This window comes from Romboutsia sp. LXY-2 (genome assembly GCF_056171995.1).
Genome location: NZ_JBKFGI010000003.1, coordinates 18,170 through 35,551, shown reverse-complemented (window position 1 = coordinate 35,551; position 17,382 = coordinate 18,170). Strand labels below are relative to the sequence as shown.

Annotated in this window: 17 protein-coding genes; 7 read left to right on the top strand and 10 right to left on the bottom strand. The window is 27.7% G+C overall.

Features of this window, described 5'->3' with window-relative positions; all coding sequences use genetic code 11:
• Nucleotides 1-104: 104 nt before the first annotated feature.
• A complete protein-coding gene (locus ACI48P_RS05825; RefSeq protein ID WP_475214459.1) occupies nucleotides 105-791 on the top strand; it encodes a YjjG family noncanonical pyrimidine nucleotidase in 687 nt (228 codons plus the stop codon).
• A gap of 187 nt (nucleotides 792-978) precedes the next feature.
• Nucleotides 979-2,589, top strand: a complete 1,611-nt coding sequence (locus ACI48P_RS05820; protein WP_475214457.1) for a Na/Pi cotransporter family protein — start codon at nucleotides 979-981, stop codon at nucleotides 2,587-2,589.
• A gap of 112 nt (nucleotides 2,590-2,701) precedes the next feature.
• Here ACI48P_RS05820 and ACI48P_RS05815 read toward each other — a convergent pair whose 3' ends face one another.
• The gene (locus tag ACI48P_RS05815) at nucleotides 2,702-3,001 is read right to left on the bottom strand and encodes a hypothetical protein (protein ID WP_475214455.1); all 300 of its coding nucleotides are present in this window, start codon (nucleotides 2,999-3,001) and stop codon (nucleotides 2,702-2,704) included.
• 214 nt (nucleotides 3,002-3,215) lie between these two features.
• Here ACI48P_RS05815 and ACI48P_RS05810 point away from each other — a divergent pair, with 214 nt between their 5' ends.
• From ACI48P_RS05810 to ACI48P_RS05800, 3 genes are all read left to right on the top strand, one after another.
• Complete coding sequence (locus tag ACI48P_RS05810) at nucleotides 3,216-3,947, top strand: lysophospholipid acyltransferase family protein (protein ID WP_475214453.1); 732 nt, start codon at nucleotides 3,216-3,218, stop codon at nucleotides 3,945-3,947.
• A 347-nt stretch (nucleotides 3,948-4,294) separates the two neighbouring features.
• Nucleotides 4,295-4,762 (top strand): RNA polymerase sigma factor, encoded by a 468-nt coding sequence (locus ACI48P_RS05805; protein WP_475214451.1) that lies wholly within the window; start codon nucleotides 4,295-4,297, stop codon nucleotides 4,760-4,762.
• A complete protein-coding gene (locus ACI48P_RS05800) occupies nucleotides 4,755-5,282 on the top strand; it encodes a hypothetical protein (protein WP_475214449.1) in 528 nt (175 codons plus the stop codon). The genes ACI48P_RS05805 and ACI48P_RS05800 overlap by 8 nt, the downstream gene beginning before the upstream one ends.
• 163 nt (nucleotides 5,283-5,445) lie before the next feature.
• Here ACI48P_RS05800 and ACI48P_RS05795 read toward each other — a convergent pair whose 3' ends face one another.
• From ACI48P_RS05795 to ACI48P_RS05775, 5 genes are all read right to left on the bottom strand, one after another.
• A complete protein-coding gene (locus tag ACI48P_RS05795; RefSeq protein WP_475214447.1) occupies nucleotides 5,446-5,877 on the bottom strand; it encodes an MOSC domain-containing protein in 432 nt (143 codons plus the stop codon).
• The gene (moaA, locus tag ACI48P_RS05790) at nucleotides 5,865-6,776 is read right to left on the bottom strand and encodes a GTP 3',8-cyclase MoaA (RefSeq protein WP_475214445.1); all 912 of its coding nucleotides are present in this window, start codon (nucleotides 6,774-6,776) and stop codon (nucleotides 5,865-5,867) included. The genes ACI48P_RS05795 and moaA overlap by 13 nt, the downstream gene beginning before the upstream one ends.
• A 262-nt stretch (nucleotides 6,777-7,038) precedes the next feature.
• Nucleotides 7,039-7,389, bottom strand: a complete 351-nt coding sequence (locus ACI48P_RS05785; protein ID WP_475214443.1) for a CoA-binding protein — start codon at nucleotides 7,387-7,389, stop codon at nucleotides 7,039-7,041.
• Between the two features lie 54 nt (nucleotides 7,390-7,443).
• Nucleotides 7,444-8,811 (bottom strand): GTP pyrophosphokinase, encoded by a 1,368-nt coding sequence (locus ACI48P_RS05780; RefSeq protein ID WP_475214441.1) that lies wholly within the window; start codon nucleotides 8,809-8,811, stop codon nucleotides 7,444-7,446.
• A gap of 319 nt (nucleotides 8,812-9,130) precedes the next feature.
• A complete protein-coding gene (locus ACI48P_RS05775) occupies nucleotides 9,131-10,537 on the bottom strand; it encodes a YfcC family protein (RefSeq protein ID WP_475214439.1) in 1,407 nt (468 codons plus the stop codon).
• Between the two features lie 223 nt (nucleotides 10,538-10,760).
• On the opposite strand from ACI48P_RS05775, the gene ACI48P_RS05770 reads away from it, so the two are divergent.
• Together ACI48P_RS05770 and ytaF are read left to right on the top strand one after the other, a co-directional pair.
• Nucleotides 10,761-11,381, top strand: a complete 621-nt coding sequence (locus tag ACI48P_RS05770; protein ID WP_475214436.1) for a class I SAM-dependent methyltransferase — start codon at nucleotides 10,761-10,763, stop codon at nucleotides 11,379-11,381.
• Nucleotides 11,382-11,803: 422 nt separating this feature from the next.
• Nucleotides 11,804-12,430 carry a sporulation membrane protein YtaF gene (gene ytaF, locus ACI48P_RS05765; RefSeq protein ID WP_475214434.1) on the top strand — a complete coding sequence of 209 codons (627 nt, stop codon included), beginning with the start codon at nucleotides 11,804-11,806 and terminating at the stop codon, nucleotides 12,428-12,430.
• 156 nt (nucleotides 12,431-12,586) lie between these two features.
• Here the strand turns inward: ytaF and ACI48P_RS05760 are convergent, their stop codons facing one another.
• The 4 genes from ACI48P_RS05760 to ACI48P_RS05745 all read right to left on the bottom strand — a co-directional run bounded on the left by ACI48P_RS05760 (nucleotide 12,587) and on the right by ACI48P_RS05745 (nucleotide 17,365).
• Nucleotides 12,587-14,335 carry a sensor histidine kinase gene (locus ACI48P_RS05760; RefSeq protein WP_475214432.1) on the bottom strand — a complete coding sequence of 583 codons (1,749 nt, stop codon included), beginning with the start codon at nucleotides 14,333-14,335 and terminating at the stop codon, nucleotides 12,587-12,589.
• Nucleotides 14,336-14,342: 7 nt separating this feature from the next.
• Nucleotides 14,343-14,963, bottom strand: coding sequence for a ligand-binding sensor domain-containing protein (locus ACI48P_RS05755; RefSeq protein WP_475214430.1), 621 nt, complete (start codon nucleotides 14,961-14,963; stop codon nucleotides 14,343-14,345).
• A 476-nt stretch (nucleotides 14,964-15,439) separates the two neighbouring features.
• Nucleotides 15,440-15,769, bottom strand: coding sequence for a two-component regulator propeller domain-containing protein (locus ACI48P_RS05750; RefSeq protein WP_475214428.1), 330 nt, complete (start codon nucleotides 15,767-15,769; stop codon nucleotides 15,440-15,442).
• A gap of 297 nt (nucleotides 15,770-16,066) precedes the next feature.
• A complete protein-coding gene (locus ACI48P_RS05745; RefSeq protein ID WP_475214426.1) occupies nucleotides 16,067-17,365 on the bottom strand; it encodes an O-acetylhomoserine aminocarboxypropyltransferase/cysteine synthase family protein in 1,299 nt (432 codons plus the stop codon).
• Nucleotides 17,366-17,382 lie beyond the last annotated feature (17 nt).

The following is a 17,382-nucleotide window of genomic DNA, read 5'->3' as shown; positions in this document are numbered from 1 at the left end:
GTTATAATAAATTGACAGTGTATTTACATTGTCAACTTTTTTAATGTAAAGGTTATAACAAAACAATAAGCAATATAAATATATTAACTTTAAAGGAGAACAATATGAAGTACGAAGTACTATTATTTGATGCAGACGATACGCTTTTTGATTTCAAAAAAACAGAAAATTACGCTCTTGAAAAATTAATTGGAGATTTTTATACAGAACACCCTCAAGATTATTGTGTTGACGCATATAAAAAAATAAATACCCAAATATGGAAAGAGTTTGAGCAAGGATTAATAACTTCTGATGCCCTAAAAGTCGAGCGATTTAATAGATTTGCAAAAGAAATAAATCTAGACTGTGACGCCTATACTTTAAGTGAAAAATATATTAATTATCTTGGTGAAGGTTCTTTCTTATTTGAAGAAACTATTGAGCTTATTTCAGAGTTACATAACAAATATAAACTTTGTATAATTACAAACGGGTTAGCTGATGTTCAAAATAGAAGAATAAGAAATTCTATAATCGGTCATTACTTTGACAATATTGTAATTTCTGATGAAATAAAAATTGCAAAACCTAATCCGGAAATATTTAATCACACTTTACAAAATATTAACCACAATAATAAAAGTACTGTTCTAATGATTGGAGATAGTTTATCTTCGGATATTAGAGGAGGAATAAAAGCTGGAATTGATACTTGTTGGTTTAACTTAAATAAAAAAGAAAACTCAACTGATATAAAGCCAAATTATGAGATTCACAATTTATTACAAATAAAAGATCTTCTTTTATAACTTTCAATGAAATGTAATCACCACTTTTGTGATGATTTTATATTATATAATTGGTTACCTAAAAATAGGTGACCATTTTTTATTATCTATCAGATTCCCATTTAATTTAATAGTTTATTATCTACTATTATGGTAAGAATAAGTACATAGCATTTTGATAGAAGAAAGCACTAAGGAGGAGTTTACATTGGATATAGCTATAAGTCTTATTGGAGGGCTTGGTTTATTCCTATATGGAATGAGTCTAATGGGCGAAGGATTACAAAAATCTGCCGGAAATAAATTAAAAAGAATTATAGAGTTACTTACAAGTAATGTTGTTATGGGTGTACTTGTTGGTTCAATAGTAACAGCTATTATACAAAGCTCTAGCGCTACTACAGTAATGGTAGTAGGATTTGTTAATGCAGGAATCATGAATCTAACACAAGCAATAGGAGTAATAATGGGAGCAAATATTGGTACAACTGTAACTGCTCAATTAGTTTCCTTTAAATTAGAGGGGCTTGCTCCTATAGCACTGGGGATAGGTATTGTTTTACTATTATTTTCAAAAAAGCAAAACACTAAACACTTTGCAGAAATACTTATTGGTTTTGGTATATTATTTACTGGTATGGAGTTTATGAAAGATGCCGTTAAGCCTCTTGCTGAGTATGAAGGATTTAAAAATGCATTATTATACTTTGGAGCTCATCCAATACTTGGTGTGTTAGCTGGATTTACTATAACAGGAATTGTTCAAAGTTCTAGTGCTTCAATGGGTATGTTAATAGCACTAGCTTCTGAAGGACTTTTACCACTATCTTCTGCTCTCCCAATACTTTATGGAGATAATATAGGTACTTGTGTTACATCTTTATTATCTAGTATTGGTGCAAGTAGAAATGCTCGTAGAGCGGCTGTTATGCATTTAAGCTTTAACGTTATTGGAACAATATTATTTATGTTAATATTAAACGTGCCAATAACAGCATTAGTAACTAAAATAGATCCAACAAATGCAGCTAGGCAAATAGCTAATGCACATACTTTATTTAACTTACTAAATGTTATTATATTATTACCATTTTCAAAATATATAGTTAAGCTTGCTTTAACTTTAATACCTGAGAAAAACTCTGAAAAAGAAAATGAATCTACAACAAAATATTTAGATGAAAGAATTTTAGAAACTCCTTCTATAGCTCTAGGTAATACTATACAAGAGGTACTAAGAATGGGTAATAAAGCAACAATATCACTCGATGCATCTATTTCTGCATTTATTAATAAATCACAAAGTGATATTAATACTACATTTGAATATGAAAAACTTATTAATAACTTGCAGAGGGATATTTTAAACTATTTACTTAAATTATCTAAATCACCTTTAAATGATGTTGAAAGATATAGGGCAGATTTACTATTTAATACTGTTAACGATATTGAACGTGTTGCTGATCATGCAGAGAATATCGCAGAATTAGCAAACTATTTAATTGATAATAATGTAAATATTTCTGATAATGCCATTGAAGAAATAAACAACATATATGATAAGACTATTTATAACTTTAAAAATTCCCTTATTGCTTTAGAAAAAAATGATGGCCATCTTGCTAAAAAAATATTATCCATAGAAAAAGAAGTTAATTTATTAGAAAAATCATATAGAAAAACTCACATGGATAGACTAAACCAAAATACATGTACAATAGATGCAGGTATATTATATCTTGACTTACTAACAAATTTAGAAAGAATATCTGATCATGCTGTTAACATTGCACAACAAGTATTAAAAACTAGTTAAAATTATAATATAACATACAAAAGAGAATGCAATTGCATTCTCTTTTAATATTATCTATTTTAAATTTAAATCATTATTTATTAGCATCGCTAAATAATAAAATTTTACATTCTTAATCGATAATTATTCTTATAATATCTCCATTATTTCTCTCTAAATGTGCTATTTCTCCAGTCAAATCATACTCCATAGCTTCCATTAATACCTTTAATAATTTCTGACCATCTATAATATCAGACTTATCATTAAAAAAATCTAATGTATTATTTTGAACCATTTTCTTTACAAAATCTATAGGTAGTTTAATATGTATCTTATCCCCAGTATGTGATGCAATCTTGAATCTAACAAGCCTTTCTTCACTTTTTCTCATTGAACTTTCACTTTTTCTTCTAACCAGTTGCTTCGGCATAATTTCCTCCTTAAATAAATAATAATTGATAATTTTAATGAATATAATTATGAAAATCTATTTAATATTTGCAATGTATCTACTTAATATATATTCTTTTACTCCTAGCGATTATGACAATATGATAATCCATTACTTTTACCCTACTTTGTGTTTTTTTTCATTTTATGATAAAATAATTATTTAAATACTATTGTTATTAGAGGAGATAAAGATGCTGAACTATATAAAATTTGCAACCTATCAAATAATAGGTTTTACATCATCAATACCCTTGATGAATAAAATGTTGAAGAATCCTGATAAATACTCAAACACTCAAAAATTTGAATATTTACATAAGCACGCTAATAAATCATTAAATATAGTTAATATTAATTTGAATATAGAAGGAAAAGAAAGAATTCCTAATGAACCTGTTTTATTTGTTGTAAACCATTCAAGTATGCTAGATAGTTTTATACTCTTTGCATCTGTAGATAGACCTATAGGGTGTGTTATAGCAGATGAACCAATATGGAGAAATATGCCTATCGTTAATAAGTGGACGCAAATAATAAACTGTGTTTACATTAATAGAGAAAACAATAGAGAAGGAATTAAGAGTATAAATAAATCTGCTGATAATATAAAAGCTGGACAAAGTATGGCTATTTTCCCAGAAGGTGATTTAACTTGGGTAAAAGACCCAAATGCATTAATTTCTGAATTTAAAAGTGGTGCGCTAAAGATTGCTTATAAAGCAAAATGTCCTATTGTTCCTATTGTAATAAAAAATTCTCGAAATACTTATGAAGGTTATCAGCCTATTGGTAAAATAAATTCTACAGATGTTGAAGTTGAATTTTTAAGTCCAATATACGATCATATTGAGAATCCAAAGATTAAATCAATATGTCTTAGCGATAAAATACAAAATCTTATGATTGATTGCATGAAAAAATAACACGTAAAACCACAGAATATATTTCTGTGGTTTTCTTAATATTTAACATTTATAAATGTTAATCTAAAAAATATATATATACACGAAAAAAACCTCGTTTAAATCATATAACTATAAATTTGCTATATCTATAATTTAGTGTTATTTAATACGTAGTTTAGTTGTTTTTTTAATTTATAGCTTAGACTTGTAAATAAATTTTCACTCTTAATTAATTCTTAGCTTAATGTAAATTACTTAGTGAATTTAATCCAAAGATTGTAGTTAATGTGGTAGTAAAAAATAAAACGACACCGATGCAACAAAATAGGATCCTTGATTGTATTAATATATAGGAGGGTTAGCAGATGCATAATTTTGAAGATATATACAACGAGCATATAGATACAATTTATAAAATTAGCTTACTGTATCTAAAGAAGCCATATGATGCTGAAGAAGCAACTCAGGATGTTTTTTTGAAATACTTAAAGTATTTACCTAATTTTGAAAGTAAAGAACATGCTAAAAGGTGGTTTATAAAAACTACAACGAATATATGTAAAAATATATTAAAAAGTTCATGGTTTAAAAAGATAATTTATTTAGATATTATTCCCGAATCTCCTTATAATGAAAATGAAGATAATATGCTACAAGAGATACAAAGTTTATCTAATAAATACAAGGATGTAATCTACCTGTATTACTATGAGGGGTACAATACAGACGAAATAGCGAGTATCTTAAACATGAATGCATCTACCGTTCGTACGAATCTAAGCAGAGCTAGGAAAATATTGAAAGTAAATTTGGAAGGTGATATAAATGAATAACAGAGATATAAAAAGAGCTATAGATAATGTAGAGTTATATGATGAAAGAAGAACAAGAATATATAATCAAATACAAATAAAAAGTAAAAAACAAGAAAGTGGAATAATTGTGAAAATGAATAATAAATTAATAGGAAGTGTAGTAGCTGGATCTTTAGTAGTATGTGGGGTTATAATTTTTAATAACAATAATGTGAATAAAGTAAGTATTAACGAAGAGCATGCTGGTGTATCACAAATGGCATCTGAAAAGCTTGCAGTAACAGGTGTTATAGAGGAAATAGAGACTTATAGAGAAAGTAATGATGTTATTATTAAAGTTTCAGGAGACAAGAAAGATGGTGCTGCATATGCAAGTATAAATGTTCATGTTCATGCAAGTACAAATATATTTTATGAAAGCGAAGATACGTTGCTCATGATAAAAGACTTACGTAAAGGTCAAAAGGTTGAGGTGTACTATGACGGTACAGAATCTAATGGCCAAGTTAGTGGAATGAGAATAGATATATTAAAATAATATTAAAACCACAGAAAATACTTCTGTGGTTTTAATATTATTTCAACATATGATAGCGTTAAGTTTAGAAAACATACCTAAAAGTCTTGTAAAAATCATATAACTTAGATATGTAAATAAAAACTACCAATCAATTGCTCGTGAATTACTTAGCATATAAATATTATAATATACTTACATCATCATTTACCAAAATAGTTCCCTCTTTAATTACTTTTGCAAATATACCTTCTCTTGGCATTACACAATCACCTGTGATTGTCTTTATTTGACATCCACTGTGACATTTTTTCCCTATTTGAGTTACTTCAAGTATACATTCTCCTACTTTAAGTCTAGTTCCTATAGGTAAAGTAAATAATTCAATACCTTCAGTAGTTATATTTTCTGCGAAATCCCCAAACTTTAGGTGATCGAAGCCTTTTGCTATCATTTTATCAATACTTTCTTTAGCTAAAATGCTTATTTGACGATGCCAATTGCCTGCGTGAGCATCACCAACAATTCCATGATCTATTCTTACATTTATACTTTCAACGGGTACTTTTACTACCCCTTTTTCTTTACTTGTATTAAGAGATACTACTTTACACATACTATTTCTCCCCCCGGCATATTTAACATTATTTCTTTCATTGTTTCCCTAAACATTAGCGGTTTTTGCATATATTCTCTCATATTGATTGATTCTTCAGAGTATTTACATAATCTTACTTTTCCAAGAGAATTAAAACTTATGCTATTACACACTTTGCAAAAACAAGTACTCTTTGGTGAAATTACAGATATTTTCCCTTTAGCTCCTAATAATTTGTAGTATTTACCCATATTAGGCTTATCTACCTCAACAGGAATAATATCTTCTATTTTTTTAATTATTTCATCCATATTTAAGTAACTTCTTTTGTACAAGTATTTTGCCTCGCCTGTTGGCACAAGTTCAATAAATCTAATATGGATTGGATAGTATTTTGTCATCATAATAAAATCATAGATCTCATCATCATTAAAGCCATCGATTCCAACACAATTAATTTTCACATCAAATTTAAGCTTCAAGCATAATTCAATAGACTTTAAAACATTCTTTAATAATCCACCTCTTGTTATACTTTTATACTTATATTCCTTTAATGAGTCTAAACTAATATTAACTTTATTCAAACCTACTGCCTTAAGTTTATCTGCTATTTCATATAGCATTATCCCATTAGTTGTTAATCCAATATCTTCAATATTACACTCTTCTCTAGTAAATCTTATTAACTCAAGTAGTTCCGGGTATAATAATGGCTCCCCACCCGTAAACCTAACTTTTGTTATTCCTAATTCAGACATTGATTTTATAATGAATTTAAAGTCATTCAGACTTAAATTTTCATAATGTATGTCTCGTTTTGAATCCTCTGGCATGCAATAAACGCACTTAAGATTACATTTGTCAGTAAGTGAAATACGAAGATAATTAATATTTCTTCCATACTTATTAATCATTTTCGACATCCTCTTCGACTTTTTTAGCTACTTTCATAAAACTACATATCCCCCTCATTGCCAATAAAACAACTCTTTTAAAACATTAATTTAATCCTTATAAATATTTATATAATTACCATACCCTAGTATTGTCTATATTAGTATTATATACTAATTTTATATATATTTGTAGAAAAAAAGTTTGTATTGTAAATTATTGAGTGTAATAAATAGATTTTACTTAAATATAAAAGGAAATCCATTGGATTTCCTTTTATATTTAATCTTCTAATTTTGAATTATATTCAATATTTAATTTCATAGCTTTAGATTTTCTAATAACTTCTTCATTGTAACTATCTTTTTCGAACCATATATTAACGATATCAAGAAGCTCCATTTCATCTAATACTGCATAGGTATCTATTGAATCTTCAACAATACCTACTACATCTATATTATGAGGAACATCTTTTAAACTTTCGTAAACTTCTATTCCATTTACAGTTCCAACCATTTTATTGATTCCTACAACATTGTAATCTTTGCTTTTTAAAAATTCAATTAGTTTATACTGGTTATTAATATCTTTAATCAGTACAGCCCATGAATCGTACTTAAGCAAACTCATAAACTCGCCTCCACTAAATACTTCTAATATATAATATGATTTAAGGTAATAAAATTACTCAAAAATCTGTAAAATCTTAGTTCTTAATTTATTCATCGCTTTTTCTTTATTATCTTCATAATCACTATATATATCGTATTCTCTACAAATATCTATAGAGGTTTCATTTGCAATAAAGTTAATACTCTCTAAATTATAATCATACATTGTTTCTACTGTATCTGCTTCGATTATTGCTTCTGCAATAGTATTATATATATCAAGGATTATCAAATCTCCTTTTTTACCAAACACTTTCATAAGATTTCCTTGACTTTCAAATGACATAACTTTTTCTCTTATAAAAACAATAAAGTTTTCAAAATCCTGTTTATTATTATATGGTTCTATTTCAAATAAAATCTTGAAGAATAGATTCCAAGGAAATTCTGTATTTAATTTACTACTTATATACTTTCCTAAGTTTTTGCAAAATATATCATTAAATTCTGGCTCTTCCTCAAACTTTATTAATTCAGTAAAATCAATATCCTTTTTTGCTATATCATTTAATCTTGAAAGCTCTTCAATCATAATGTCACCAAAAATATCTTCACTACTCTCTTTTTTATTAAAAGAATAACTTAATATTGTTTCACATGGTTTTTTAAAATCTACTACAAAACCTATATTTTCTTTCATTTTAGCAGAAAAAGCATCATGAGCCAATTTAGCTAAAACCTTTTCTATTTCTCTTTTTCTACTTTCAGAATTTACCATTTTCCCTGTTTTAAAGTTCTTATAAATACTTAATAGTTGATTATCAATCATAGTTAAATTATTTTTAATTGAACTCATCATATCTCTTAGAAAACCATCAGCCAACAAATAAGTATTATTTTTGTAAATTATTTTGTGCTCAATTTCGCTCCAAAAAATATTAACAAGTGATTTTATTTGTAATTCAAGTTTAACTTGTCTATCTAAATATAAAAACTTTCCATCAATCCTATAGATTTCAAATCCATTTTTCTGTCTATTAGGTTGTCTATCAGACAACTTTAATTTAATATTTGGATTATCTTTGTGATAGTAATATATTCTATCATCTGTCTTATTAAAGTGTTTTTTTATTAACCTGTAGATATTTTTTTCATCTTCTATAAATCTACATTCTATCCTTATACCTATTAAATCCGATAAATTATGAATAAGCTTTTGCGCTTCACTATACTTATTTAAATATCTATTTCTAATTATTTTTTCTCTTAAACTTGATTCATCCTTTACTCTAGAAGTTACATTTATAAACTCTTGATTTCTAAATATTAATGCATCCTCAAAATACTCTTCTATTTCATCTGCAATTAACTCTAGTGTCGGACTCATAGATTTCAACATTTCTATTGATTCATCTATAAAGTCAAATTCTTTAAGACCCATTCTAAACTCTCCTATAACTTTATGTGAAATTACTACTTATTATTAATATTCTAACACTTATTTATATTAATAGTAAACTGATTATACTAATACTTCATATACATTTCACATTAAAACTTATTTTACTACATAATTTCACCAAATACTTATCAAAATTCAAGTATTATTTTTGCGTTTTAAGAGCTGTAGTCAATAACTTTATAAATCATTAACTACAGCTCATTAAATTTCTTAATTAATATTTATGAAAATAGTAACTCATACTACCTTTCTACAAAGGTTAATATAAGCTAAAAATAGTTATTTATAAATTTCTAATTTAAAATCCTATATAAATCCCTATTGTTAAGAAAATTATCGCTGTTACTATTAATATTATTAGAAGAGGCATAACAAATTTAATCCATTTTGAAAATGGTATATTTGCGACAGCCAAGGCTCCCATTAAAACACCTGATGTTGGAGTAATAAAATTTGTTAATCCAACTCCAAACTGATAAGCAGTAACAATTACTTGTGCAGATATATTTACTAAATCACCTAAAGGTGCAAGTACTGGTACTGTAAGTGATGCAAGTCCTGATGATGATGGTATTAAGAACGCTAAACCTAACTCTAAGAAGAATGTTAAGTATGCAAATATAATTTTAGGTAGTCTTCCTAAAAAATCAGCTGCTGAGTTTAAAATTGTATCTATAATAAATCCATTTTGAGCTACTATTACTATACCACGAGCAAGAGCTATTGCTAATGCCGCTGATACTAAATCTCCTGCACCTTCAATAAATGCATTTGCTATTTCATCTTGTCTTAATCTGCCTGCCAAACCAGAAAGAACTCCTATTGCAGCAAAGCTCATTGCTATTTCGGGAATATACCATCCTTTTGTTAGTACTCCAAATACCATTATTCCCATACCTGCTGCAAATATAATTATTACACCAGCTTCTTTCGATGTGAATTTTTTTATTTGAGAAGATGTTGTATTTAATTTTTCTTTATTCTCTTTATCTATATCATATACAATAGATTTTTTAGGATCTACTTTAATACTTCTTGCATAGTACATCACAAAACCTATACTTATTATCATAAAAACTGCAAACATTAATACTCTGTATGATATACCAGATCCTGGAGTAAGTTGTGCTAAAGCTTGAGCAATTCCTACAGAAAATGGGTTAATAGTTGATGCTGCTGCTCCTGCTGCTGCTCCTGCTGCTGCTCCTATAAAAACAATAGCAATTGCAGTAAGTGAATCATAGCCTAAAGATGTCATTAAAGGTACAAATATCATATAAAATGGAAGTGTCTCCTCTGCCATTCCAAATGTTGTCCCTCCAAGTCCAAATAATATCATAGATATAGGAATAATTAATAAGTCTTTACCTTTAAAAATCGAAATAACAGCTCCTATTCCTGATTCTATAGCTCCAGTTCTATTTACTATACCAAAAGCTCCACCAACAATAAGTACAAATCCTACTACTTCTGCCGCATCTACTAGTCCATCAATTGGTGCTCTAAAGACATCAATGAATCCTTGCGGGTTGCTAGCTACAGTTTTATATGTACCTGGCACAACTACCATTCTACCTTCAATATCTTGCCTTAAGAATTCTCCACTAGGTATTATCCAAGTAAGAATTGCCATTACTACAATAAGTAAAAATATAATAGTTAATGTGTGTGGTATAATAAACCTTTTCTTACTTTTTTCCGCCATTTTATTGCCTCCTAATTATTGTCCAAATCTTATAATCAAAGTTTTCCCCCATTTAGTTTTTTTTATTAGTTATGAAATACTTTTCAATACTCAATTACAATATATTTATAAAACTATATACAATACAATTAATGATACATTACTACCTTTGTCTTTAATTTTTATAAAATTTATATTATAATTACTTAAATATAGTCGTTAACAAAAATAGAAAGGAAACTTCATGAGCGAACAATACTACGAAGACTTACTTAATATAAAAACAACCGGAGAGAAATTATGGGATAATAGCGTAACTCACTACCATCCATATCAGGCTACAGATTATTTCGCCTTAGATATTTTATTCAAATTTTATAATGTTGAAAGTAATGACAACATTGTCGACTTTGGATGTGGAAAGGGCAGGCTAATTTTCTATCTTAACTACTATTATAAAGCGAAAGTTACCGGTGTTGAGATGGATGAAGACTATTTTAAAGATTGCTTAATCAATAAAGAAAATTACCTAGCGTATAACAAAACAAACCCAACTGACATAAACTTCCAATGTTGTTATGCCCAGGATTATAAAATAAAGCCACAAGAAAATAAATTCTACTTTTTCAATCCTTTTTCAATACAAATATTTAGAAAAATAGTAAAAAATATTCTAACTTCTCTAGAAGATTACCCTAGAAAAGTCCAATTAATACTATATTACCCATCAGAAGATTATATTTATTATTTAGATAATAATACATCATTTATATTAGCAGATGAGGTATTTTTAAATGAGATGTATCTTCAAGATTCTAATGAAAGATTTTTAATATATGAATTAGACTACACCTATTTTTATTAATATAGTTATTTGGCGGCAAGTACCGCCAAATAACAAATTTCTATCTCTTATTGTATAAATACCCAAAAGCTTTAATGGATAAATATAAAGTAGTAACCACTACAACAAAGCCTACTATAACTTTAACTACCATATCCACTCCTGCTATCATAAATTCTCCTCCACTATTTTTTATACTATTGATAGAATTCTTATGCCTTATCTTCATTACCTTCTATGCATACTCTACATTAAGGACTCTTATCAACTAGTTGTTATAATATATGAATTTCACGTTCTATATTTACATATATGGATAAGTATTTTACATTATAATTTCAAATCAAAAACAAAACTTTTATTCAATTTAGTAACCTTTTTCTTATTTCCCAATAAAATAAAATTATACTGTATTAATTTCATTCATCTTAGGGGGGACTTCTATGAATATTGCATCAGCTCTTTTACTTGCTATTTCAGCAAACTTAGATACTTTTGCTGTAGCTATTTCTTATGGGCTAAAAAAAGTTAAGTTAAGCTTTCCATCTATAGTATTAATTGCCTTTATAACTTCTGTTGGGACATTCTTATCTATGTATTTAGGGGTTATAATTACAGATTATATAAGTATACAGGTCGCAAATCTCATAGGTAGTATTATGCTTATTTGTATGGGAATTTGGTTTGTAGTTGGACATTTTAGAGAAAAATCCGTTTCTCAATCATATTGTGACTGTTTTGATAAAAAATCTACTTACTGTGAAATCTGTAAAATCTTAGATGATCCTATTAAGGCTGATAAAGATAACTCTGGTAATATAGATTTTAAGGAGTGCTTAACTTTATCATTAGCTCTTTCTCTTAACAACGTTGGGCTTGGAGTAGCAGCAAGTATAGCAGGAATAAATATTTATTTAAATACAACCTTTACTTTTATTGTTACATTCCTTGGATTTTGGATTGGCGGTGCTATAGGACGAAGCTATTTTTCTAAATTATGTGGACAATACTCTGGTATAGTATCAGGTATTTTAATTATAGCAATTGGTATATCTCAAATATTCATGTAATGCTTTAAATTGTCACTATGTTTTAGTAAGTTTTATTAAAATATAATATATTTAATAAAACAAAGCAGGATAAAAGTTATTTTATCCTGCTTTAACATATATCTTTAATTCTATCTTATTAATAAAATATTAATTTTTATATAAAATTTTATAGGATTAATATTTTTGTTTTTCTGCTGGAAGTATTATCGTAAATTTACTTCCTTCATTCTTCTTACTATTAACAAATATTTTACCATTATGTAGGTCAATAATATGCTTAGTAATTGTAAGACCTAGCCCACTTCCACCTTTAGTTTCTGTACTGGAGTCTACCACTTGATTAAATCTATCAAATATTGACTTATGGAATTTTTCATCTATACCTATCCCATTATCTTCAACAGTAATTTTTACATTTTTACCTAAATCACTAATAAATACTTCTATCTTTCCTCCATCAGGTGTGAACTTTGCTGCATTACTTACTAGGTTTACAATACATCTTTCTATCTCATCATAATCACACAATAATAGTTTTTCTTCAATATCTGTGTCTATTATTAATTCTATTCCCTTAGACTCAATATAATCTTTCATTCCTAAAGAAGCTTCTTCAACAATATATACAATATCATTTAGTTCCATATTTATTTTGTAGCTTCCATGTTCAATTTTATTCGTGTCTATTATATTATTTATTAAGTTCAATAACCTTTTTGTATTTTTTCTCATTATTATCATATAATAATCTAATTTTTCTTTATCGATTCCATTTTTTGATTTATTAAATTCTGTAACTAGCTGCTCTATAGAGCTAATAACATTTAAAGGTGTACGCAATTCATGAGATAAATTAACAAAGTAATTATTCTTATTTCTTTCAAGTTTTATTACTTGATTTAACAACTTGTTGCTTTTTTCCATCTCGCTACTTAGCTGTTTAGTCTTCATATTAACAAGTGTATCAAGAGTTTTCACTCTATTTCTTACTATATAAGCAAAAATTATTAATAGTACTATATAAATCATCATCGCAAAGCTACTTTTCCAAAAAGGAGGCTCTATAGTAAATATTACACTACTTTCCTCACTTAAATCGCCCATTTGGTTAATATATCTTATTTTAAAATTATATCTCCCTGGGTCTAGTTTACTAAAGATTACTTCGTTATTATTAAAAGTTACCCACTCATTACTTAAGCCCTCTAGCTTATACTCATATACAAAGTCATTGTCATAACTATAATTTGGTATGAAGTACTTTATCCTCACCATATTCTCATTATATTTAAAACTAAGGTTATCAATATTACTATATGACTTTTGCTCAACCTCAAATTTATCAAATACTATCTTAGGAGTATATTGTTTTTTATTTATTTTATCAGGATTGAAAATATTTAAACCATTTATACCCCCAAAGAATAGTTCTCCTCTTTCACTTTTTAAATATGCTTTTCCATTAAACTCATTACTTTGTAAGCCATCATTTACATTAAGGTTAATGAATGTATTAGACTCTATATCTAACATTGAAATTCCATAATTAGTACTCATCCATAGATTACCACAGTTATCTATTAATACTCCATAAATGTTGTTATTACTTAATCCATCATTTTTTGTGTAAGATATAACATCTTTTGTACCTTTATTAAATTTTACCAATCCATAGCTTGTTCCTACCCAAATATTACCACGTTTATCTTCTGTAATACATCTTATAGAATTCATATTGCTATTACTTTCCATATTCAATTCATCACCACTATAAACTCTAACGCTACCCTCTTTAGCATCAATACGAATTAGACCTCCTCCTAAGAAAGTACCAATCCAATAATTACCTTCTTTATCTTCATAAATGTCTTCTATATATGTATCGCTTATATTGTGTTTTGAAAATAAATATGATAGGTTCATAATTGTATTATCTTCTGTATTTAGTATACTTAAGCCATCTGGAGTTCCAATCCATAAAAATCCTTTGCTGTCTAAATAATAAACTTTTTATGTTGTGTCCTGCAAGATTATCTTCGATAGTATATACCTTTATGCTCATGTCTTCTTTATTTATTTCATTCAGGCCTTCTTTAGTACCTACCCATATTTTATTGCCTTTTCCAGTAATGACCTTTATCTTATTACTACTTAAATCGTATTCGCTATCACCCTTAAAAATGCGCTTCACTTCGTTATTTGCTCTATCAATAATGTTTAATCCATTACTTTGTGTTCCAACCCAAACTAAGCCTTCTTCATCCTCATATATACCATGAATTGTATTGTCACTTAGTGAATTATCATCAAAAGGATCATTTTTATAATGCTCTATATTGTTATTGGGATCAAATACACTAACTCCAGAATAAGTTCCTGCCCATATCAATCCACTTTTATCCTCTATAACAGTATATACAAAATCATTAACTAAACTATTATGATCATAAGATTTGTTTTTATATGTATAAAATGTATTTTCTTTATAAATATATTTTGATAAACCTTGTTCTGTACCTAACCATATATTACCATTTTTATCTTGATACATATTTTTCACATGGTTTGATGGAAGTGAATGTTCATTATCTTTTTCATTAGTAAAATGTTCTACATCATTATTATCAATATTAATTTTTTTTACTCCATCCGCACGAGTAGATGCCCATACATAACCATACTCGTCTGATAAAATATAGTATACTTCCTGGTCAATATAATATTTTTCTATTTTATTATTTTTAATATCAATTTTATTCAGACCTGATTTTGTTCCTATCCATATATTCCCGTTATTGTCTTGCGCAATAGACTTAATATATTGGCTAGTTAAATGATTATCGTCATTTAATACTCTTTCAAAACTATCTTTTTTTTCATTATAAATATTTAATCCATCTGCTGTACCTACAAGTATTTTTCCATCTTTTGTTACTAAAGTTGTGTTTACAAAATCATTAGATAAATTACCTTTGTCCTTATCTGAAAAATAAGTACTTATGCTCCAATCATCAATATTAATTTTGGTTATTCCGTTGACTGTAGATACCCATAGATTTTTTTATCATCTTCTATAATGTTTAGAATATAATTATCTGATATTTTATTATTTTCTTCATCGCTCTTAAATATTTTTATTTTACTCCCATTATATCTATTTAAACCATCATTAGATCCCAACCATATATATCCTTTGCTATCCTGGTAAATAGCTTGAATAGTAGATTGAGATAAACCATCATTGATAGTAATATTATTAAAATTAGTACTGTGTTGAGCATAAGAAATATTTGTATATGTTAATACAATACTTAATGAAAATATTATTGAAACTAGCGTCTTAATAAGATTAGACATAATTCCCCCTTAAATTGCATTTTTTACTATTATTTCATTTTTATTATACTATACTTGTTTGTTAATAACTACACAAAAGTAACTATATCCACACTCTTAGCTATTATTAAGCCATATATTTCATTTATAATTTATGGTAAATAATCCCTTAAAACCACCGTATTACTGCCTTTTTAACTAAATATATAAATTATATAATACACTAAAATTTTTTCACAATAAAAAGAAACTGAGAAATTTATCTCTCTCAGTTTCCTTTTGTTGTATTTATAATTATCAACAAGTTATATTGTCTATTTATAAAAGAGCTTTACTAGCCTCATTTAATGCCTGTTCTAAATCATATATTAAGTCATCTAAATCTTCTATACCTACAGAAACTCTAATCATATCAGGACTCACTCCTGCTAATTGTTGTTCTTCTTCATTTAACTGCGCATGCGTTGTACTTGCTGGATGTATAACTAAAGACTTTGCGTCTGCCACATTTGCAAGATGTGAGAAAATCTTTAGTGACTCTATAAATATCTTCCCAGCTTCAATTCCTCCTTTAATTCCAAATGTAAAAATTGAACCTGGACCCTTGGGGCAATATTTTTTGCTTAATTCATAATATTTGTTTCCCTCTAATCCGGGATAATTCACCCAGCTAACACTTGGATGATTACATAAATATTCTACAATCTTTTTTGTATTATATATGTGTCTGTCAACTCGTAAAGATAGTGTCTCTAGCCCTTGAATTAGTAAGAAAGAATTAAATGGACTTATACAAGCTCCTGTGTCTCTAAGGAGCTGAACTCTCAATTTAGTTATGTAAGCCGCCCTTCCTACATTTTTTGTGTAACTTATACCATGATAACTTGGATCTGGCTCTGTTAATACACTAAACTTTTGGCTTTTTTCCCAATCAAAATTACCGGAGTCAACTACAACTCCACCTATAGAGGTTCCATGACCCCCGATAAACTTTGTTGCCGAATGTATTACTATGTCTGCTCCAAACTCAAAAGGCCTAACAACATATGGTGTTCCAAATGTATTATCAACTATTAAAGGTATGTTATTTTCATGAGCAATTTTTGATATTGATTCAATATCAGAAACATTTATTACAGGATTTCCTATTGTTTCTATATATAGTGCTTTAGTATTTTCATTTATTGCTTTCCTAAAATTTTCAGGGTTATCAGAATCTACAAAAGTAGTATTTATACCTAGCCTTGGTAAAGTTGTAGAAAATAAGTTAAATGTTCCTCCATATAATGTGCTTGATGATACTATCTCATCTCCTGCTTGTAGAATATTTAATATAGCATAAGTAATAGCCGCTGAGCCTGATGCCACTGCTACTGCACCTACTCCACCCTCTAATAAAGCTAGTCTTTTTTCTAATACATCCGTAGTAGGATTCATAATTCTTGTATAAATATTGCCATCTTCTTTAAGTGAAAATAAATTTGCTCCATGTTCTACACTATTGAAAACATATGATGTTGTCTGATAAATTGGAAGTGCTCTTGAACCTGTAGTTGGATCTGGGCTTTGGCCACCATGTACTTGTAGTGTATCAAATTTTAATCTTCTATCCCCCATAATTTTCCCCCATTTTA